Source organism: Sinorhizobium garamanticum, assembly GCF_029892065.1.
Taxonomy (GTDB): Bacteria; Pseudomonadota; Alphaproteobacteria; order Rhizobiales; family Rhizobiaceae; genus Sinorhizobium; species Sinorhizobium garamanticum.
The window spans coordinates 685,190-704,609 of sequence record NZ_CP120373.1 but is presented as its reverse complement, the minus strand read 5'-3'; the positions used below and the strand labels follow the sequence as shown (position 1 = coordinate 704,609).

The following is a 19,420-nucleotide window of genomic DNA, read 5'->3' as shown; positions in this document are numbered from 1 at the left end:
ACGTGCAGGAAGCGAAATAATTCTACAACGCCGCGCGTCCACCGGACGCGCTAAGGTCGCTGTAGTGCTTTGAAATGCTGCATGATTCCTTAAATCGATTCCGATTTAAGGAATCATGCGGTAGGCATTGCACAATTCCTCAATCGATTCCGGTTAGGGATTGTGGAGTTGCAATTCTGCCCGCGTCGCGGGCCTTTGTCGTATCGAGGTTCGGCCGTGACGGTCTATCTGCCCATTGCAGAGTTGTCGGTGAACATACTCATCATTCTCGGCATGGGTGCGGCCGTCGGATTTCTGTCCGGCATGTTTGGCGTCGGCGGCGGTTTCTTGATCACTCCGCTGTTGATCTTCTACAACATTCCGCCGGTTGTGGCGGTGGCGACGGGCGCAAATCAGGTGGTTGCCTCGTCGATCTCCGGCGCCATTACGCATTTTCGCCGAGGCACGATCGATATCAAGCTCGGCACTGTGCTGCTTTGCGGCGGCCTCGTCGGCGCAACGCTGGGCGTCTGGCTTTTTTCGCTGTTGCGCCGAGTGGGGCAGCTCGACCTCGTGATCTCGCTGCTTTACGTCGTGCTGCTGGGCTCGGTCGGTGGCTTGATGCTCTGGGAGAGCATCGGAGCGATGCGGAAGGCCGCGAAGAACCAATCGATGCCACGCCGCCGGCCCGGGCAGCACAACTGGATCCACGGCCTGCCGCTCAAGATGCGATTCAAGAAATCGAAGATCTATCTGAGCGTCATTCCGGTCGCCACGCTCGGTTTCACCATCGGCATCCTGACCTCGATCATGGGCGTCGGCGGCGGCTTCATCATGGTGCCGGCGATGATCTATCTCTTGCGGATTCCGACGAGCGTCGTCGTCGGCACCTCGCTCTTCCAGATCGTCTTCGTCTCGGCTTACACCGTGATCGTCCAGGCATCGACAAACTATACGGTCGATATCGTGCTCGCCTTCGTGTTGATGATCGCCGGCGTCATCGGGGCGCAATACGGCGTTCGCGTCGGCCAGCGGTTGCGTGGCGAACAGTTGCGGGCGCTGCTTGCCCTCCTCGTCCTCGCCGTCGGTATCCGGTTGGCGATCGAACTCATCATTCCACCGAAGGATATCTATTCGGTTGTTTCAGCGGGGTTCGGATTCTGATGTTCGATCTCGCGCGCCTATGTTTTGTCTCCTTAGTCCTCGCCCTCGCGGCGCCGGCCGCCGCCCAGGTTCGGGAAGAGGATCTCTCGGAGTTCACGGAGAAGCTCGAGATCGGTATCTCGACGGACGAAATCTCCATCACGTCCGACTTTCGCGGCGCGGACCTCACGATCTTCGGTGCCATCGACGGCTTTGACGAGAACCTCCTCGCCCAAGGCAAGTACAGCATCATCGTCACGCTCGAGGGCCCCAAGGAAAACGCGACGGTGCGCAGGAAGGAACGCGTCTTCGGCATCTGGGTGAACACTCGTTCGATGACCTTCGAGCTGGTGCCGGAATCCTATTCGCTGTCGAGCACGCGCGATATCGAGACGATCGCGCCGCCGGGCGAGCTGGGCAACATGGGTATCGGCGTCGACCATATGCGTCTCGTGCCGCTGGGCTTCGTCGGGGACGGCAGCAATCTCGGCGAGTTCCGCAACGCTTTCCGCCGGATCAGGGAGACGAGTGGTGTCTACCAGCGCGACCCGGGCGGCGTGCGTTTCATCAGTTCGAGCCTGTTCAGGGCGTCCGTGCGCCTCCCCGCCAATGTGCCGAATGGCGTCCATATCGTGCGGGCCTATCTTTTCCGGGACGGTCTTTTCGTCGCCGCGAAAGCGCTTCCGCTGACAGTCGTCAAAACCGGCCTCGAACAGGCGATCACGCGCGCAGCGCACGACCAGCCCGTGATCTATGGTCTCTTCGCCGTACTTCTGGCGGTCATCACCGGCTGGGGAGCCAGCCTGCTGTTCCGCAAGGAGTGAAGCTTTTCTTATCGACATGGGCCTCCCTCGCGTTTTCTTTTGTGCGGTGGCGGTCTAAGGAGGAGGGAGGTATTTTGACATCGGAGCACTGCCGAAGAAGGGCGCGGCGCTCCGGGCAGCAGAGGAAACTCCATGAAACCGATTTTTGTCCAGTTGCAATGCGCTCCCGGCAAGACCTACGAGGTGGCCGACGAGATCTACCGCAAGGAGATCGTCTCGGAGATGTATTCGACGAGCGGCGATTACGATCTGCTTCTGAAGATCTACATCCAGGAGGGCGAGGATATCGGCAAGTTCATCAACGACAACATCGCATCGGTTCCGGGTATTTCCCGGTCCTTGACTACTTTGACCTTCAACGCCTTCTGAGATCGCTTCCGACGCGGCTTGTTTCGCCCCGCAGCGCCGCGCGTCCATCAGACGCGCAAAGGTCGCTGCAGTAGCCGACGCCTCCTTTCTTAGTGGGGCAGCCTTCCCGTATTTTCCGAAAAATTGCGCTGCCAATCCCGCGCCTCCCGCGTCCCGCAACGGCGCCGGACAGGGTAGAGGCGCTCCTCGAATATACTGATTGCAATTTGAAAGCGGTTCGCTATGATGAAACTGCTTCAGTTATGCAAGCAGTTTTACGGAGGATGGAATCATGGGCAAGGTCATCGTCTGGAATTTGGTCACACTCGACGGGTACTTCGAAGGAACGAAGAAATGGGACCTCGACTTTCATAACCGTGCCTGGGGGCCGGAACTGGAAGCGCTCAGCCTGGAATTCGGAGACAAGGCGCAGGCGCTCGTCTTCGGTCGCGTCACCTATGAGGGCATGGCGGCCTATTGGCCGACGGCGGAAGGGGAGGGCAAGGTCAAGACCTATATGAATGCCCTTCCGAAGATTGTTGCCTCGCGCACGATGGAAAAGGCGGATTGGAACAATAGCCGCGTCGTTCGGGATGCCGCCGCCGAATTGCGGCGACTGAAGGGGGAGAGCGAGAAGAACCTCTATATCTTCGGAAGCGCCGACCTCGTCGCCTCGCTGTTGCCGGAGAACGTCGTCGACGAGATCATGCTTTGCCTCGTCCCCGTGCAACTCGGTGACGGGACGCCGTTCTTCAAGAAGGCCGCGGCCGCCAAGCCGTTCAGTCTGCTCGAGGCACGACCGCTTTCCAACGGCAGCGTCATTCTTCGCTACGCCCTCGAAGTGGCCTGAGCCGTTTGCCGATGACTACAGCGCCGCGCGTCCAATCGGACGCGCGAAGGTCGCTGTGGGTGCGGGCCGCTGGGCCGCTGGGCCGCCTCAGCGGATGAGATTGTCGTAACGAACCGAGTAGATGCGATCGCGTCCAAGCATATGGGCAACCAGCTTGCCGCGATCGAAGAGGCCGCTCATCGCCCGGTGGCGCAGATCGAGCCCGCCGGTCGTGACGCCGAAGGCCGGCATCAGAAGCCGCTTGCCGTCGGTTGCGAAGCAGGCGCGCCGCACCGATCTTTCACGGCGCCGGACGGTTGCCGACGGATGCAGGTGGCCGGCGACCTCGCCCTCGGCGTCGATACTCGACGGTTCGTGCCGGAAGACGAGCCCGGCATGGCGGAGTTCGTCCATGGAGGCGCCCGGCAGCCCCCACGCGCCATCGGGATCGTGATTGCCGTTGATCCAGATCCAATCGCGGCCGCGGGCCATGGCCGCGATCATCTGCCGAAAGGTCTCCGGCATCGCCGCCGATCCGGTCCGGTCATGGAAATTGTCGCCAAGGCTGATAACCGTGCGGGGATTGTGGCGCGCGATCACCGCCTCGAGAATGCGCAGCGTCGCAAGCGTATCGTAGGGCGGCAGCATCATGCCACGCCGGGCGAAGGCCGAGCCTTTTTCGAGGTGGAGGTCGGAGACGACGAGTGTGCCGCTCTCCGTGAGATAGAGACCGCCGAGCGGGTCGCAGATCGCGGCGACGCCGTTAACTGTGGTGCGCGCGTGAAAAGTGGCATTCGCGGGCGGAGCCGACATCGCGTGGACAAGTCGATGCATGTTATCCCGCCATTCTCTGGAGTGACCCGCGCGGGCGTGAACCACCGTCTGGCCTGCCGGCCATCTCTCTCATATTGCTCCCCTATCCATCATGGCCGGCGCCCATCGCCTCGTTCATCAGGTCATCGGCCGCCACCGTCAGCAGGAAGTCGTGAGCCTCTCCGTGGATCACTTCCTTCCCGATCTCCAGCATCACGGGGATGGCAAGCGGCGAGATATGATCGAGCCGGCGGTGGGTGATGTGCCCCTTGATTCGGTTCAGCATAGATCCGAGCCGGCCGATGTCCAAAAGTCCCGTCGCGGCGTCGCTGCGTGTTGCCTCCAGCAGTATGTGGTCCGGCTCGTGCGCCCGCAATACATCGTAAATGAGATCGGCCGAAACGGTAATCTGTCGCCCTGTCTTCTCCTTGCCCGGGTGGCGCTGGTCGATCAATCCGGCGATGACGGCGCAGTTGCGAAACGTGCGCTTCAAGAGGAAGGATTCGTTCAACCAGGCTTCGAGGTCGTCGCCGAGCATGTCTTCGTCGAAGAGTTGCGCGAGCGACGGCCGACGCGCCCGGAAGGCGCTGCTGAGATCGTCGAGTCCCCAGACGGCAAGCGAATAGTCGGTCGCGACGAAGCCGAGCGGTTTCAGGCCTGCGCGGTCCAGGCGTCGGGTCAAGAGCATGCCAAGCGTCTGGTGCGCAAGCCGCCCCTCGAAGGCATAGATCACCATGTAGTGGCGGCTGCCGCGCGGGAAGGTCTCGATCAGCAACTCGTCCTCGCGCGGCAGCATGGAGACGTCCTTCTGCAGCGTCAGCCAGTCGCGCACCTGGTCCGGCAATGAGGCGCGGCGGGTCGGATCGGCAAGCATCTTGCGAACTTGCGCCGCGAGGTAAGTGGAGAGCGGGAATTTTCCACCGGCATAGGTCGGCACCTTCGGGTCGAAGGAAAAGGCTTGGGAGACGAGGCACTCGTTTTCGCGGATGCCCTCGAAACGCACGACCTTGCCGGAAAAGAGAAATGTGTCGCCCGGCGACAGCATTTCGAGGAAATATTCCTCCACCTTGCCGAGCGTCATGCCGCCGCGGCCAAGCGAGCCGCGTGCGTTGCGCTTGACCATGCGCACGTTCAGCATCGGGGATTCGACAATGGTTCCGACATTGAGGCGGTATTGCTGGGCGACCATCGGGTTCGACACCCGCCAGAGCCCGTCTTTCGTCTTGCGGATGCGGGCGTAGCGCTCGTAGGTGCGAAGTGCATAGCCGCCGGTGGCGACGAAATCGACGATGCGTTCGAAAGTCTCCCAGGAAAGGTCCGCGTAAGGGGCCGCACTGGTGATCTCCCGATGAAGATCGACGGCATCGAAGGGTTTCGCGCAGGCGGCTCCCAGGACATGTTGGGCCAGCACGTCGAGCGCGCCTCTGCCGAGAGGCGGCGTATCCTGCGCGCCGATATAATTGGCGTCGAGCGCCGCCTGGCATTCCATCACTTCAAAGCGGTTGGCGGGCACGAGAATCGCCCGGCTCGGCTCGTCCATGCGGTGGTTCGCGCGACCGATGCGTTGGGCAAGACGGCTCGCCCCTTTGGGTGCGCCAACATGGACGACAAGATCCACATCGCCCCAGTCGATGCCGAGATCGAGCGTCGAGGTGGCGACGACGGCCCGCAGCCGGTTTTCCGACATGGCCGCCTCGACCTTGCGGCGTTGCGCGACATCGAGCGAGCCGTGATGGAGGGCGATCGGCAGGTTGTCGTCGTTGATCGTCCAGAGTTCCTGGAACAGCATTTCCGCCTGGCTGCGGGTGTTGACGAAAAGCAGCGTCGTGCCGTGATCCTTGATCGCGGCGTAGACGTCGGCGATCGCATAGCGGGCCGAATGCCCGGCCCAGGGCACGTGCTCGTCGGTGCGCAGGATCGAAATTTCCGGCTTCGCGCCGCCGGAAACGATGATCAGTCCGGCATGATTCTCCCGTTGTTCGCTCTGGGCTACGAGCCAGCGCTGCAACTCCATTGGTTCGGCCACGGTTGCCGAAAGACCGATCGTCTGGAGATCGGGCGCCAGCCGGCGCAGTCGTGCAAGGCCGAGCGAGAGCAGATGCCCGCGCTTCGAGGTCACCAGCGAGTGCAATTCGTCGAGCACGACGTAGCGCAGATCCTTGAAGAAGCGGTCTGCCTCGCCATTGGCGATGAGGAGGGCCAGTTGCTCCGGCGTGGTCAGCAGGATATCCGGCGGATTGAGCCTCTGGCGCTGTCGCTTGCCCTGCGGCGTGTCGCCCGTCCGGTTCTCGATCCTGACCGGCAGGCCCATCTCGGCTACGGGCTTCATCAGGTTGCGTTCGATGTCGACCGCGAGCGCCTTCAGCGGCGATATGTAGAGCGTGTGGATGCCGATGAAAGGAGAGCCCGGCGGGATCTCGCCGCGCCGGGTAAGATCGACCAGCGACGGCAGAAATCCGGCAAGCGTCTTGCCGGCACCAGTCGGCGCGATCAGAAGCGTGCTTTCTCCCGCCTCCGCACGCGATAGGAGTTCGAGCTGGTGGGCGCGGGGTCGCCAGCCCTTCTCGGCGAACCACCGGAGAAACGGCGCCGGCAACGTCAGCGCGTCGCTTTCCGGCAATGGAGAATCGATCCTGTTCACGGGGAACAAAAGTAGATCATGTTCGGGAAAAGAGAAGTCCGCGCATGGGTATTGCCGCGGACACCCTGACTCGTCGGCTACCGCGCGAGGAACATTCAGTCAAAGCGCAATATACCGGTCGGCGCGGTGGTTGATGGCCACGAACAGGTTGAGGACGACCGCGCCGAGCACGGACCAGACGACGACGGGCGGCGTCGTCACTGCGAAGGCCGTGGCGAGGACGACCATGTCGATCGCGAGTTGCACCAATCCGGCGCGAATACCGAAGCGCTCCTGCAGATAGATGCCCAAGATGCCGACGCCGCCGAGGCTCGCGCGGTGGCGATAGAGCGCCAGAACGCCGTACCCGAGCAGCAGGCCGCCGAGAAGCGCCGCCCAGGCGGGATGGATCGCGCCGATCTCAAACAGACGCGATTGCGTGTCGGTCAAAAACGACGTCAACGCGATGGCGATGAAGGTCTTGATCGTGAAGGCCGGCCCGAGCCGCTTCAGCGAGAGATAGAAGAACGGCAGGTTGAGGAGAAAGAAGGCAAGCCCGAAGTTCACGCCGGTCGCGTAATGCAGCAGGAAGGCGACGCCGGCGGTGCTGCCGGTCAGAAGTCCGGCACTCGCGAGGAAATAGAGCCCGAGCGCGGCCACGAGGCTGCCGGAAAAGATGCCTTGCACGTCCTCGACAGGCGTGTGCCGGGTGGGGCTGGTATTCCAAAGACCGAAGACGCTGCTGATCTGTGCCATGACGAAACCCCGATTGCTGCTGCATGATCCTTAAGTGGGAATCGATTTAAGGACGAAATCATGCAGCATTTCAAAGTGCTACAGCGACGTTAGCGCGTCCGATTGGACGCGCACCGCTGTAGACCATCAGCATTGCTGCAATGCACAAAACATTCAAGAAAAATATGTAAGCAATGCTGACCTATTTTCGCGTGGCAGCCTTGCGTTCTATGCAGGCTTGCGCGCAAGAAAGAGAATTCCCGCGATCGGCTTTCCGGCATCCATGCGAATGACCGTGCGTTCCGTTTTGATCAGCGAAAATCCGCGTTTGGCGCAGAGATCGGCGATATAGGGTTCGGAATGCGCGTAACGCAGCGAGGGCCGGAGGATGAAAGCCTCGTCCGTTGCAGCGTCCTCGACCGAAAAGGCAAAGAGACCAGCGGGTGCGAGCAGTTGGTCGGCGATCACGAAGACATTTTCGAGATTGCCGAGATACATCAACACATCCGCCGCACTGACGAGATCGGCCCTTGCGGTGGGAAAATCGCCCAACGCGCCTGAATCCTCCGGCACAAGCGACAGGTCCGCCTGCGCCAGACGATCGTAGATCGCCTTTGCCTCCGCCTTGGCCAGCATGTTGGTGGAAAGGTCGAAGCCTTCGAGATAGGCGCAGCGATGGCGGATGCGCTCGCCGAAAAGACCAGTGCCGCAACCGAGGTCGGTGACGTGATGAAAACGACGGCCGTCGGTCGCCCGGTCGATCAGCGCGGCGAGCTTTTCGGGTACGCTGTAGTCGAGCTTTTCGACGAGGGCCTTGTCGAAGCGTTCCGCATAGTCGTCGAACAGGCGTTCGACATAGACGCTCGGCGGCTGTTCGGGCGTCTCGGTCGCGCCGAGAAGGGCGAGTTTCAGACCGGCGCCGAAAATGTCCTCAGAACTGAGCCGCAGCGTGTTGCGGAGTGCCTCGATCGCTGCCTCTCTTCGGCCAGATTTTTCCTCATAGTCCGCCAGCCGAAACCAGCCGGCCGCCCAGTCCGGGGCGCGTTCGAGGGCCTGGGCCATCAGTTCCGCCGCGCTCTGCGGCTCGCCGGCTTCGGCGAGCATTCTTGCGTAGTCGGCGCGGCGATCGGCGATCAGGTCGCCGGAGGAGAGCTGGTTGAGGGTCATCGACATGACGGTGTGGTTGCGATGGACGCTTCTGGCGCTGGCCACGGCAAAATACAAGCGGAATCTGAAAGACGACGCAACTCGCATTCTCTTGCGCCTTGCGACCTCGGTGAAGGCGGCTTATGTGAAGGTGAAACAGGAGAATTCTCGCCGATGTCGGACGGACTTAACAAGTTTCTCGGGGACACGCCGCTGCGCGTACTGGTCAAGCTCGTCGTCGTGTCGATCCTCGTCGGTTTCGTCATGACAGTGTTCGACTGGTATCCGGTCGATGTTTATTTCGCCGTTCGCAATTTCCTTCTCGACCTGTGGCGTACGGGTTTCGCGGCCCTCGGACGGGTCGGCGACTATCTGTTGCTCGGCGCCGCGATCGTCATTCCCGCCTTCCTCATTCTTCGTGTTTTGAGCTATCGACGGTAAGCATGCAGCATCAGCAGTTTCTAATCCGCAGGCGCGTCCTGTTGCGGGCTGGCGGTTTCCTCTCACTCGGCGTGCTTGCCGGCTGCACGACATCAAACCTCCTATCTACTGGCGAAGGCAGCGGAAGCGACCAGACGACAGCGACACTTGGCTACGTCAATACGCTGCGGAAGGATCGCGGGATGACGGCCCTTGTTCACGACCCGGTCGCCTCGGTTGCTGCGCTGAGCCAGGCGGCGCGCATGGCGCGTGTCGGCAAGATGCAGCACAACATCGGCTGGCGCGACAGTTTCTACGACCGGATGAAACAGCAGGGTGTCACGCTTCCGGCCGCGGAAAACATTGCCATGGGCCAGGACGATGCGGAGAGTGCCTATAACGCCTGGTACCATTCCCCAAAGCATCTCGAAAACATGCTCGGCAGCTACCGTGGCCTCGGTGTTGCCGTGGCGCAGAATTCCGCTTCCGGAAACCGCCCCTATTGGGCCATGGTGCTGTCCGGCTGACCTGATTCCCTTGAGGGGCGGTCGCCCACAAGGAACTTGACCATGGCTGCCACGGAAACCCTCGAACGCGAAGCGCACGCCGGCGAAGCCGGCCCGTTTCACGTCACCAACAGGCTGATCTTTTCGATCGCCTTGCCGATGACGCTTGGGTTTTTGACGACGCCGCTGCTTGGCCTCGTCGACACTGCGGTGGTCGGCCGCCTCGGGCGGGCTGACCTGCTGGCCGGGCTCGCGATTGGCGCCGTGATGTTCGACCTGATTTTTACGACCTTCAACTTCCTCCGGGCTTCCACGACAGGTCTTGTGGCGCAGGCCTATGGACGGGGCGACCGCCGGGAACAGCAGGCGGTCTTCTGGCGGTCGCTGGTGATCGCGCTTGTCTCCGGCGTCGCCATCGTCGTTCTCTCGCCGTTGCTGTTTGCTGCCGGCCTGTGGCTGATGGCGCCGGGTGCCGAGGTCGAAGCGGTCACGCGCACGTATTTCTTCTATCGGATCCTGTCAGGGCCGGCGGCGCTCGCCAACTATGCGATCCTCGGCTTCGTCCTCGGGCGAGGCGAGGGCTCGATCGGCCTCTTGCTGCAGGCGCTCATCAACGGCATCAACATCGTGCTCGCCATCCTGCTCGGCCTCGTTCTCGGTTGGGGCGTGACGGGTGTAGCGTTGGCGGCTGTGACGGGCGAAGTTATCGGTGCACTCGCAGGCTTCGCGATCGTCTATGGACGATTTGACCGGCGCGATGCCCCGGACTGGGCCACCATCTTCGCCCGCGAGCGGCTGAAGCCGATGTTCGGTCTCAACCGCGACATCATGATCCGCTCCTTCGTGTTGCTCGCCGCCTTCACGCTGATGACGCGGATCGGCACGTCGTTCGGGCCTGTGACGCTCGCCGCCAACGCCGTGCTGATGACGATTTTCCTGGTCGCAGGATACTATCTCGACGGCCTCGCCAATGCGGCCGAGCAGCTAACCGGACGATCGATCGGTGCCGGATATCGTCCGGCCTTCGATCGCGCGTTGCGGATGACCGCGCTTTGGTCCCTTGGGCTCGCCGCACTGACGACCCTTGGCTTTCTCGTCTTCGGGGATGCGCTGGTCGACGTGCTGACGACCGCGCCGGATGTGCGGGCACTCGCTTACGAATACATGCCCTGGGCGGCGCTGACGGCGCTGACCGGCGCACTCGCCTTCCTGATGGATGGTGTTTTCATCGGCGCCACCTGGTCGCGCGACATGCGCAACATGATGCTGGCAGCCTTTATCGGCTATGTGCTCGCGCTCGGCATACTGATCCCGGCCTTCGGCAATCACGGGCTCTGGGCAGGACTCAACCTGTTCCTGCTGATGCGCGGGGTGTTCCTGCTGGTCCTCGTGCCGCGCCGTGCCGCTCAGGCGTTTCGTGCAGTCCAGTAGCCCAGCCGGCTGTCGCGGATGTCGCGGATCGAGGCAAGCTGCTCGCGATCGCAGAGCTCGGATAGGCCCCGCACGATCCGGCCAGGCAGGCCTGGCCCCTCATAGACCATGCAGGAATAGAGCTGGACGAGATCGGCGCCGGCGCGGATTTTCTCCGCTGCGGTTTCTGCCGAGTGGACGCCGCCAACGCCGATGATCGGCAGGGCAGGGCCGACGCGCTTGCGCATCCGCGCGAGCACGGCCGTCGATTTTTCGAAAAGCGGCCTGCCGGAAAGCCCGCCTGCTTCTTGAGCCTGTCGCCGATCCTTCAATCCGTCGCGCGCAAGTGTGGTGTTGGAGACGATCAAGCCGTCAAGATCATGCGCCAACGCTTCTGCCGCGATGTCGTCCATTCCTTCGTCGGTGAGATCAGGGGCGATCTTCAAGAAGACCGGGATTCGTTTTGCGCTTTTCTTTGCTTCCTCGTCGCGGGCCGCGAGGACAGCCGTAAGCAGTGCTGCCAGGCTTTCGCGTGCTTGAAGGTCGCGCAGGCCCGGCGTGTTCGGCGACGAGATGTTGGCCGTAAAATAGCGTGCGACCGGATAGAACGTTCGGATCCCCGCCACATAGTCGCTGATACGATCCGTGCTATCCTTGTTGGCTCCGATATTGACGCCGATCAGTGCCTGGCGCGAGCAGCCCTGAAGGCGCGCGAGCGCGGCTCCATGGCCTTCGTTGTTGAAGCCGAGTCGGTTGATGACAGCCTGGTCTTCCACCAGCCGGAAGACGCGCGGCTTGTCATTGCCGGGCTGTGGCCTCGGCGTGACCGTGCCGATTTCGGTGAACCCGAAACCGATCTTCAGGAGTGCCTCCGGCACCTCCGCGTTCTTATCGTACCCGGCCGCCATGCCGATCGGATTGGTGAAGGTAAGGCCGGCGATCTCCTGCTTGAGGCGCGGATCGGCCGGCGCCGCGCAACTCGGCACGAGCCCGCTCTTGAGTGCCTTGATCGATAGGCCGTGCGCGGCCTCTGGATCGAGAAGGAACAGGCCGCGGCGTGAGAGGAGTTTCAGGGCGTCGATCATGGTAGAAGCTCGGGAAAGACGTGGAGGCCGTCGGCACCCAATGGCAAAGGCTTCTCCCAGATCACCGCATCGAGCGGGAGCGGCCCGTAGAGATGCGGAAACAGCGCGCCGCCGCGCGAAGGTTCGTAGACCAGCTTGCCGCCAAGGGCGGCGCCGTTGATGGCGATGAGAAGCAGGCCGTCCTGCCCTTCGAAGTGCCTTGTGGCCGTTTCGACGACCTGATCCCCGGTCGAGAAATGGATGAAGCCATCGGCGAGGTCGACTGGCGCCCCCGTGAACTGTCCTGCTCTCCGCGCCTCCTGCCATAGAAGTGCCGGAACGATCTTGTATATAATGGCGTTCATGTGCCCGCTTGTCCGTCGTGAAACCCAATCGTGGCCTTGCCGCAAATATTGGCGCTTGTCCACCACGGAAGGCGGATTTCCGCAGCATCCAATGGAGGGGCTGTCATGAGGAATTTAGTTGCGGCACTGGCGATGGCGGCACTCGCGATGGGCTTGACGCTCGGCTGGGTCGCGTCTGCCTACACGCAGGAAGTTTCCCCGGGGCGCTATAGCATGCAGAAATCGGACACTGGCATCGCGCGGCTCGACACCGAGACGGGCGAGGTGACGCTGTGCCGGGAAAAGGACGGCGAACTGGTCTGCCGGATGGCAGCCGATGAGCGGGCGGCCTTGGAGCGAGAGATCGATCTCTTGACCAAACGCGTCGAGGCGCTGGAAAAGGCCGTCAAAAGCGGTGAAACTGCGATGAAACCGGCTCTTCCGAGCGATGAAGAGATTGACCGGACGATGAGCATCATGGAAAGAATGATGCGCAAGTTCATGGAGATCGTGAAGGATCTCGAAGGGAGCGGAGACGGTTCCACCGATGGTACCGAGGTGCCGCAAAAGACCTGACGGGTACTGGCACGAACCATTGAGACGCGATCCGGCGCGTTGGAGGATGCGCAGGGTCCGGGGCTGAGGCTCTTGGGAGGGAGCATCCAATGCCGGAAATGACCATCATCATCGCCGATGACCACCCGCTTTTTCGTGGTGCAATGCGCCAGGCGCTGAGCGGCATGGCCGATGCTCCGGGTATAGTCGAAGCCGGTGACTTCGCGGCCGCACGCAAAGCCGCGGCCGAGTATCCGGATGCCGACCTGATGCTATTGGACCTCACGATGCCCGGCGTCAGCGGTCTTTCAGGCCTCATTGCGTTGCGAGCGGAGTTTCCGAGCCTCCCGGTGATGATTGTCTCGGCCCACGACGATCCGGCGACCATTCATCGTGCGATCGATCTAGGTGCGGCCGGGTTCCTCTCCAAGTCTGCTGGCATCGACGAAATTCGCGACGGCATCACCAAGGTGATCGCCGGTGAAGTTTTCGTGCCGGCGGGTTACGACCAGAATCAGGAATATGAACCGGAAGTGGCCGATCTCCTGCATCGGCTGCAGACGCTGACGCCGCAGCAGTCGCGCGTGCTCAGCATGCTTGCCGAGGGCCTGCTCAACAAGCAGATCGCCTACGAGCTTGGCGTCTCCGAGGCGACGATCAAGGCCCATGTTTCAGCGATCCTGCTGAAGCTCAACGTGGACAGCCGCACCCAGGCAGTCATCCAGCTTTCCAAGATTGGCACCGTGGCAGCGGCTTGATTTGCCGGCTCACGTTCGCTTCCGCCCCTCATCCGGCTGCCGCCACCTTCTCCCCGTTTTGACGGGAGAAGGGATATGCCGCACTTCCGAAGTCCCTTCTGGGTGAGGGGCAATTTCCGTCAGGCACCTCTATTCCGCTGCCGCCTTTCCCGCAATGGAGAGCTGGGTCAACCATGCGCGCATGGCTGCCGGACGTACGGGCTTGTTTTGCAGGGCGATCGCGTCGCGTTCGGCGGCGCCGCGTACCTCCGGCGAGCGGTCGGCCGTCACCAGCAGGGCTGGAATGCTTTCCCCCCAAAGAGCACGGATGCGGGCGATCGCTTCGATGCCGGTGCCGTCGCCGAGATGATAATCGGCGATGATCGCATCGGGTCTCTTCGTTTGAAGGCTGGGGCCGATTTCCGAGCAGCCGGCAAGCGATTCCACCGTGGTGACGTTACAGCCCCAGCCGCCGAGCAGCACCGCCATGCCGTCGAGAATCTTTGGCTCATTGTCGATGCAGATGACGCACAGACCGGCCAAGGCGTCATTCGCCTTCGCGGCGACGACATCTCGCGGTTTGGCACGTTCGCTGACGCTTGCCTCTAGCGGCACCGTGACCTTGAAGCCTGTGCCTTTGCCATGTTTCGACTGAAGGTTGACCGGGTGGTTGAGGACGCGCGAGATGCGGTCGACGATCGATAGGCCGAGCCCGAGGCCGGACGCCGTCCGCGCGCCTTCGTCGAGGCGTGCGAACTCCTTGAAGACGGTGCGGAATTTCGAAGGCGGAATGCCGATACCGGAATCGAGCACCTCGATCGTCGCCGTCCGGCCGCGGCGGCGCACCCCGACGAGCACCTTGCCCTTCAGCGTATATTTGATGGCGTTCGAGACGAGGTTCTGCACCACCCGCCGCAGAAGATTCGGATCGCTGCGCACGACGAGGGATGTCGGCATGACCATGAGTTCGAGACCCTTCGCCCGCGCCATCGGAGCGAAATCCGTCTCGATGCGCCGGAGCAATTCGTTGAGCGGCACCGATTGCAGGCGCGGCTTCATCGCTCCGGTGTCGAGCCGGGAAATATCGAGCACCGCCCCGAGAATGGCTTCCACCGATTCCAGCGAGGAATCGATGTTCTGGACAAGCGTGCTGTTATCGGAACCGCCGAGGCGCTCGACGAGCGACGAGGAATAAAGGCGCGCGGCGTTCAACGGCTGCAGGATGTCGTGCCCGGCGGCGGCGAAGAAGCGGGTCTTGCCGATGTTGGCTTCCTCGGCTGCCGCCCGCGCTTCGGCGAGTTCCCGGTTGACTCGTGTCAGTTCTCCCGTCCGTTCGGTGACGCGTAGTTCCAGCGTCTCGTTGGCTTGTTTCAGAGCCATGTCGGCTGCGACGCGCTGCGTGATGTCGGTATAGGTGGTGACGATGCCCTTGTCCGGCATCGCATTGGTTCTGACTTCTATGATGCGATCGCCATTAGCGAGTTCGAGCAGGAAGGGTTTGTCGAGCGTCAGGAAATTGGCGATCAGCGCCTTCTCCTGGTCCTTGCGGATATCGCCGCGTCTCGTCAGGATCTCGACGATATCGGCGAGCGGGAAGCCGACCTGACCTGCGGCTTCGGGCAAATCGAGCAATTGTCTGAAGCGGCGGTTCCAGATGATCAGGTTGTTGGCATTGTCGAAGACGGCGATGCCCTGATCCATCTGCGAGAGCGCCGTTTGCAGCATGTCCTGGTTATATTGCAGTGCCTCGCTCGCCTGGTCGAGCAGCCAGGCCGTATCCGACGAGGCATCGTCCATCCGCTGCAGCACGAGCGAAAGCACCAGGCGGGCGGAGGATGAACCGATGGCGCTGCCGAGCAATTGTTCCGAGAAATGAATGAGCGCCATGTCGGCAGAGGCATTCTCGTCGAGCCAGCGGCCGGACTGCTGCTCATAGGTGTGGAAGGAACGCTGCATGCGCTCCTCGCCCATGTAGCGGCCGATCGTCGTCTTGAGGTCGCGCACGGTCACCTTGGTCTTGCGTCCGCGGAACGTTCCTTCCGTGCGCGAACGGCGGGTGATGAACACGCCGGCCTGGAAGCGCTCCAAGGGTTTTGGCGTCCGGGTCAGCGAGGCAAGCACGTAGGCCGCGCTGTTGACAAAGAGGCTCAACGCCGTGGCATTGACCAGGGGGTCTGCATCCGGTCCCGAAAAGAGATCCGTGAAGGGCAGAAGGAAGCTCAGCACCGTCGTCGCCACGTGGGAATTGTCGGGCCCGCCGAGGCTCGGCAGGAACAGCAGATAAGCCCAGACAAGAAAGCCGCAGACCATCCCGCTGATCGCCCCGCGGGCATTGGCCTGCCGCCACACAAGGCCGCCGAGAAGCGCGGGCGCCATCTGCGATACGGCAACGAAGGACAAAAGCCCAAGCGAAGCGAGGCCAGCACTGATATCGGCCGAGCGATAATAGGCATAGCCGAGCAGAAGGACGACGAAGATCGCTGTGCGGCGAATATTGAGCAGCGTCCCCGCCATGTCCTCCTGGAGCCCACCACGCAAGCCGAGCCGCCGGCGCAGGAACACCGGCATGACGATGTCGTTGGAAATCATGATCGACAGCGCCACCGATGCGACAATGACCATGGCGGTTGCCGCGGAAAAACCGCCGATGAACGTCGTCAGCGACAGCAGGGGGACCTCGCCGGCAAGCGGCAGCTTCAGCAGGTAGAGGTCCGCATCGCCGGAGCCTGAGAAGGTCAGAATGCCCGCGATGGCGATCGGCAGCACGAAGAGGTTGATTGCAATCAGATAAAGCGGAAAGAGAATGCCCGCGGTGCGCAATTCGGTTTCGGTGCGGTTTTCGACCACCGTCACATGGAATTGCCGCGGCAGCATGATGATAGCGAAGGCCGAGAGCACGATCAGCAGGATCCATCGCGCCGGCGGCGTGCGGTATTCGAGGGCGGCGAGGACCGCAGGACTTTGCTGGGCTTGCGCCCACAGGTTCGCGGGGCCATCGAACAGGACGAAGACGACGTAGCCGCCAATCGTGAGCATCGCCACGAGCTTCACGACCGATTCCATGGAGATCGCGAGGATCAGGCCGTCCTGGTGCTCGGTCGCATCCGTATGGCGCGTGCCGAAAACGATCGCGAAGCAGGCGAGGAAAAGCGTCACAAGCAGCGGCAGATCGATGAAAGTCTGCCCGGCACCAATGCCGTAATGGCTCGTGTCGATCATCGCCGCGACCGAGCTCGAAACTGCCTTGAGCTGGAGGGCGATGTAGGGAATGGCCCCGACCAGTGAAATGAACGCGACGATCGCGGCGACGGCCGGGTTCTTGCCGTAACGCGCCGCCATGAAATCGGCGACGGATGTCAGCCTTTCTGTCTTGGCGAGCTGGATGATGCGGCGGACCAGCGGCATGCCGAGCGTGAACATCAGAATCGGACCGATATAGATGCCGGTGAATTCGAGCCCGCGTTCGGCAGCCAGTCCCACGCCGCCGAAATAGGTCCAGGACGTGCAATAGATCGCGAGGCTGAGCGCATAGACCAACGGCCTGCCCTTGCTGGCAGCGTTGTTTCTCTTGGCTCGCCGGTCGCCATAACTTGCGACTGCGAAGAGCAGCAGCAGATAGGCGAAGGCCGAGGCAAAAATTACAGAACCCGAAAGCATGCCTCACTCCTCCGAAAGGCAGCATAGGGCAAGTCCAGCGGGTTGAGAATTGCCTGGCCTATGCGTCTTAAGTCCAAGAAAGCGGGCGTTCGCCCGGCCGGGTTGATCCGCCTTGATCAAATGCAAAGAACGGTTCCCACTGAGCGGCCTTTGGTCTAGATTCCAAACCAGCGGTTGCCGCCACGGCATGTTTCCTTAATCGTAGCCGATTAAGGGCCAAAAACATGCCGCAAATCAAAGTGCTACAGCGACCTTCGCGCGTCTGGTAGACGCGCGGCGCTGTAGCACAGATGCGGTTGCCGTTCTGAAACGGGGACCACACGGAGAGACGCATGCTGAACGAATTCAAGGAGTTTATTGCCCGCGGCAACGTCATGGATCTTGCGGTCGGCGTGATCATTGGCGCCGCCTTCAGTAAGATCGTCGATTCGGTCGTCGCCGATCTCGTAATGCCGGTCGTCGGCGCCATCACCGGCGGCGGCTTCGACTTCTCCAACTACTTCATCCCGCTTTCCGCGAACGTCACCGCACCCTCGCTTGCGGCGGCTCGCGCGCAGGGCGCCGTCTTTGCCTACGGTAACTTCATTACCGTGCTCATCAATTTCCTGATCCTCGCCTGGATCATCTTCCTGATGATCAAGGCCGTGAACCGGATGCGTGCTTCGATCGAAACGAAAAAGGAAGCGGCGCCTGCCGCCCCGCCGCCGCAGGATATCGTGCTTCTCTCCGAGATCCGCGATCTGTTGAAGCAGCGCGCCTGATCGCCTCACGGGCTCCTGCATGTTTCCCTAAATCATAGCCGATTTAAGGATAAAACATGCAGCAAATCAAAGTGCTACAGCGTCCTTTGTGCGTCTGAAAAGACGCACGGCGCTGTAGGAGCCGCGAAACATCACAAAAATCGATAAACCGGTCAGATAATGTCGCGTGATCGTCTGCGCAAAAACGTCTAGAAGCGGCGGAAAGTCCAGGAGCCCGCTTATGACGATCACGACCAGTCTCAGCCCCCGTTCTCTTTCGGCCCCCGAAAGCGGTATCGTCGAGGTTGTAAACTACGCGCGTGGACGAGAAGGCGTGATCCCGCTCTGGGTGGGCGAGGGGGACCTTGCCACGCCGGACTTCATCAGCCGGGCTGCCGCCAGCGCGCTTGTGGCCGGTGAGACCTTCTACACCTGGCAGCGTGGCATCCCGCCGCTCCGCGAAGCGCTGGTGCGCTACTATCGGCGCCGGTTCCAGAATGTGCTGTCTCCGGAAAACTTTTACGTCACGGGATCGGGGATGCAGGCGATCAAGCTTGCAATCGAGGCGGTGACGTCGCCCGGCGACGAAGTGGTGCTGCTGACGCCCGCCTGGCCGAATTTTGCTGCTGCTGCAGAGATTTCGGGAGCACGGCCGGTTTCCGTGCCCCTGCATTTCGAACATGGCAAATGGCAGCTCGATCTCGACCGGCTCGATGCCGCGATCGGCGAGAAGACGCGGGCCTTGTTCATCAACACGCCGTCCAATCCGACCGGCTGGACCGCGACGCAGGATGATCTCAAAGCCATTCTGACGCTCGCGCGCAAGCACGGCCTCTGGATCATCGCCGACGAAATCTATGCACTCTACTACTATGCCGGCGGGCGAGCGCCGTCGTTCCTGGACATCATGGACGATGACGACCGAATCCTGTTCGTCAATTCCTTCTCCAAGAACTGGTCGATGACCGGCTGGCGCGTCGGCTGGATCGTAGCACCGCCGGCGATGGGACAGGTGCTGGAAAATCTGATCCAGTATTCGACATCCGGCGTTGCGCAGTTCATGCAACGCGGCGCGGTGGTGGCCCTCGACGAGGGAGACTCCTTTGTCGACGAGAACATCGCCAAGGCGGCACTGAGCCGCGACCTGCTCTGCGACGCGCTGATCGCGACCAATCGCGTCGAAACCCTGAAGCCGGATGGCGCGCTCTACGCCTTCCTGAAGATCGATGGGGTGACCGATTCACGACAGGCGGCGATCGACATCGTCGACAAGACAGGGGTCGGATTGGCGCCCGGAACCGCCTTTGGCGAGGGCGGCTCGCTCTTCATGCGCGCCTGCTTTCTGCGCGATCCGGCGCAGGTGGCGGAGGCCGCTCAGCGCCTCAGCCGCTATATACTGAGCCGGTAGAGTTGATCTCCCGGCTCGATCGAAGCAAGCCTCAAGTCGTCCCCCGCTACTGCATGATTCCTTAAATCGGAATCGATTTAAGAACAAATCGTGCAGCAAATTCAAAGTGCTACAGCGACCTTTGCGCGTCCGATCGGACGCG

General features: G+C 61.8%; 18 protein-coding genes. 11 read left to right on the top strand and 7 right to left on the bottom strand.

Annotated features, from left to right (window positions below):
• The first annotated feature begins 216 nt into the window (after positions 1-216).
• The 4 genes from PZN02_RS03405 (at position 217) to PZN02_RS03390 (ending at position 3,144) form a co-directional block, all read left to right on the top strand.
• Positions 217-1,143 carry a sulfite exporter TauE/SafE family protein gene (locus PZN02_RS03405; RefSeq protein ID WP_280660218.1) on the top strand — a complete coding sequence of 309 codons (927 nt, stop codon included), beginning with the start codon at positions 217-219 and terminating at the stop codon, positions 1,141-1,143.
• A complete protein-coding gene (locus PZN02_RS03400) occupies positions 1,143-1,946 on the top strand; it encodes a TIGR02186 family protein (protein WP_280660217.1) in 804 nt (267 codons plus the stop codon). Before PZN02_RS03405 ends, PZN02_RS03400 begins: the two co-directional genes overlap by 1 nt.
• A gap of 132 nt (positions 1,947-2,078) precedes the next feature.
• Positions 2,079-2,315 (top strand): Lrp/AsnC ligand binding domain-containing protein, encoded by a 237-nt coding sequence (locus PZN02_RS03395; protein ID WP_280660216.1) that lies wholly within the window; start codon positions 2,079-2,081, stop codon positions 2,313-2,315.
• Between the two features lie 271 nt (positions 2,316-2,586).
• Complete coding sequence (locus tag PZN02_RS03390; protein WP_280660215.1) at positions 2,587-3,144, top strand: dihydrofolate reductase family protein; 558 nt, start codon at positions 2,587-2,589, stop codon at positions 3,142-3,144.
• A gap of 87 nt (positions 3,145-3,231) precedes the next feature.
• On the opposite strand, the gene pdeM is transcribed toward PZN02_RS03390, so the two are convergent.
• The 4 genes from pdeM to PZN02_RS03370 all read right to left on the bottom strand — a co-directional run bounded on the left by pdeM (position 3,232) and on the right by PZN02_RS03370 (position 8,458).
• Positions 3,232-3,957 (bottom strand): ligase-associated DNA damage response endonuclease PdeM, encoded by a 726-nt coding sequence (gene pdeM, locus PZN02_RS03385; RefSeq protein ID WP_280660214.1) that lies wholly within the window; start codon positions 3,955-3,957, stop codon positions 3,232-3,234.
• 82 nt (positions 3,958-4,039) lie between these two features.
• Positions 4,040-6,586 carry a ligase-associated DNA damage response DEXH box helicase gene (locus PZN02_RS03380; RefSeq protein WP_280660213.1) on the bottom strand — a complete coding sequence of 849 codons (2,547 nt, stop codon included), beginning with the start codon at positions 6,584-6,586 and terminating at the stop codon, positions 4,040-4,042.
• Between the two features lie 90 nt (positions 6,587-6,676).
• Entirely contained in the window at positions 6,677-7,312 is a 636-nt protein-coding gene (locus tag PZN02_RS03375) for a YitT family protein (protein ID WP_280660212.1), read from the bottom strand.
• A gap of 207 nt (positions 7,313-7,519) precedes the next feature.
• The gene (locus PZN02_RS03370; protein ID WP_280661370.1) at positions 7,520-8,458 is read right to left on the bottom strand and encodes a class I SAM-dependent methyltransferase; all 939 of its coding nucleotides are present in this window, start codon (positions 8,456-8,458) and stop codon (positions 7,520-7,522) included.
• 153 nt (positions 8,459-8,611) lie between these two features.
• On the opposite strand from PZN02_RS03370, the gene PZN02_RS03365 reads away from it, so the two are divergent.
• From PZN02_RS03365 to PZN02_RS03355, 3 genes are read left to right on the top strand one after another with little or no spacing between them, the layout of a single operon-like run.
• A complete protein-coding gene (locus PZN02_RS03365) occupies positions 8,612-8,878 on the top strand; it encodes a DUF6460 domain-containing protein (protein WP_280660211.1) in 267 nt (88 codons plus the stop codon).
• 2 nt (positions 8,879-8,880) lie between these two features.
• On the top strand, positions 8,881-9,384 hold the full coding sequence (locus tag PZN02_RS03360; RefSeq protein WP_280660210.1) for a CAP domain-containing protein: 504 nt from the start codon (positions 8,881-8,883) through the stop codon (positions 9,382-9,384).
• 42 nt (positions 9,385-9,426) lie between these two features.
• On the top strand, positions 9,427-10,794 hold the full coding sequence (locus PZN02_RS03355; RefSeq protein ID WP_280660209.1) for an MATE family efflux transporter: 1,368 nt from the start codon (positions 9,427-9,429) through the stop codon (positions 10,792-10,794).
• On the opposite strand, the gene PZN02_RS03350 is transcribed toward PZN02_RS03355, so the two are convergent.
• On the bottom strand, positions 10,770-11,858 hold the full coding sequence (locus PZN02_RS03350; protein ID WP_280660208.1) for a quinone-dependent dihydroorotate dehydrogenase: 1,089 nt from the start codon (positions 11,856-11,858) through the stop codon (positions 10,770-10,772). The two genes, PZN02_RS03355 and PZN02_RS03350, sit on opposite strands and share 25 nt — an antisense overlap.
• Positions 11,855-12,202, bottom strand: a complete 348-nt coding sequence (locus PZN02_RS03345; RefSeq protein WP_280660207.1) for a DUF952 domain-containing protein — start codon at positions 12,200-12,202, stop codon at positions 11,855-11,857. Before PZN02_RS03345 ends, PZN02_RS03350 begins: the two co-directional genes overlap by 4 nt.
• A 105-nt stretch (positions 12,203-12,307) precedes the next feature.
• Here PZN02_RS03345 and PZN02_RS03340 point away from each other — a divergent pair, with 105 nt between their 5' ends.
• Both PZN02_RS03340 and PZN02_RS03335 read left to right on the top strand, forming a co-directional pair.
• On the top strand, positions 12,308-12,757 hold the full coding sequence (locus PZN02_RS03340) for a hypothetical protein (RefSeq protein WP_280660206.1): 450 nt from the start codon (positions 12,308-12,310) through the stop codon (positions 12,755-12,757).
• A gap of 89 nt (positions 12,758-12,846) precedes the next feature.
• The gene (locus PZN02_RS03335; protein WP_136509670.1) at positions 12,847-13,494 is read left to right on the top strand and encodes a response regulator; all 648 of its coding nucleotides are present in this window, start codon (positions 12,847-12,849) and stop codon (positions 13,492-13,494) included.
• Positions 13,495-13,623: 129 nt separating this feature from the next.
• Here PZN02_RS03335 and PZN02_RS03330 read toward each other — a convergent pair whose 3' ends face one another.
• Positions 13,624-17,130: a PAS domain-containing hybrid sensor histidine kinase/response regulator gene (locus PZN02_RS03330; RefSeq protein ID WP_280660205.1), complete on the bottom strand. Its 3,507-nt coding sequence runs from the start codon at positions 17,128-17,130 to the stop codon at positions 13,624-13,626.
• 332 nt (positions 17,131-17,462) lie between these two features.
• Here PZN02_RS03330 and mscL point away from each other — a divergent pair, with 332 nt between their 5' ends.
• Positions 17,463-17,891: a large conductance mechanosensitive channel protein MscL gene (gene mscL, locus PZN02_RS03325; protein ID WP_280660204.1), complete on the top strand. Its 429-nt coding sequence runs from the start codon at positions 17,463-17,465 to the stop codon at positions 17,889-17,891.
• 220 nt (positions 17,892-18,111) lie between these two features.
• A complete protein-coding gene (locus tag PZN02_RS03320; protein WP_280660203.1) occupies positions 18,112-19,278 on the top strand; it encodes a pyridoxal phosphate-dependent aminotransferase in 1,167 nt (388 codons plus the stop codon).
• The last annotated feature ends 142 nt before the right edge of the window (positions 19,279-19,420 follow it).

Coding starts and splice junctions, on each gene's coding strand:
- pdeM (WP_280660214.1), bottom strand. CDS start 3,957: ATGCATCGACTTGTCCACGCGATGTCGGCTCCGCCCGCGAATGCCACT.
- PZN02_RS03350 (WP_280660208.1), bottom strand. CDS start 11,858: ATGATCGACGCCCTGAAACTCCTCTCACGCCGCGGCCTGTTCCTTCTC.
- PZN02_RS03395 (WP_280660216.1), top strand. CDS start 2,079: ATGAAACCGATTTTTGTCCAGTTGCAATGCGCTCCCGGCAAGACCTAC.
- PZN02_RS03370 (WP_280661370.1), bottom strand. CDS start 8,458: ATGACCCTCAACCAGCTCTCCTCCGGCGACCTGATCGCCGATCGCCGC.
- PZN02_RS03355 (WP_280660209.1), top strand. CDS start 9,427: ATGGCTGCCACGGAAACCCTCGAACGCGAAGCGCACGCCGGCGAAGCC.
- PZN02_RS03375 (WP_280660212.1), bottom strand. CDS start 7,312: ATGGCACAGATCAGCAGCGTCTTCGGTCTTTGGAATACCAGCCCCACC.
- PZN02_RS03360 (WP_280660210.1), top strand. CDS start 8,881: ATGCAGCATCAGCAGTTTCTAATCCGCAGGCGCGTCCTGTTGCGGGCT.
- PZN02_RS03390 (WP_280660215.1), top strand. CDS start 2,587: ATGGGCAAGGTCATCGTCTGGAATTTGGTCACACTCGACGGGTACTTC.
- PZN02_RS03335 (WP_136509670.1), top strand. CDS start 12,847: ATGCCGGAAATGACCATCATCATCGCCGATGACCACCCGCTTTTTCGT.
- PZN02_RS03400 (WP_280660217.1), top strand. CDS start 1,143: ATGTTCGATCTCGCGCGCCTATGTTTTGTCTCCTTAGTCCTCGCCCTC.
- PZN02_RS03340 (WP_280660206.1), top strand. CDS start 12,308: ATGAGGAATTTAGTTGCGGCACTGGCGATGGCGGCACTCGCGATGGGC.
- PZN02_RS03320 (WP_280660203.1), top strand. CDS start 18,112: ATGACGATCACGACCAGTCTCAGCCCCCGTTCTCTTTCGGCCCCCGAA.
- PZN02_RS03365 (WP_280660211.1), top strand. CDS start 8,612: ATGTCGGACGGACTTAACAAGTTTCTCGGGGACACGCCGCTGCGCGTA.
- mscL (WP_280660204.1), top strand. CDS start 17,463: ATGCTGAACGAATTCAAGGAGTTTATTGCCCGCGGCAACGTCATGGAT.
- PZN02_RS03330 (WP_280660205.1), bottom strand. CDS start 17,130: ATGCTTTCGGGTTCTGTAATTTTTGCCTCGGCCTTCGCCTATCTGCTG.
- PZN02_RS03345 (WP_280660207.1), bottom strand. CDS start 12,202: ATGAACGCCATTATATACAAGATCGTTCCGGCACTTCTATGGCAGGAG.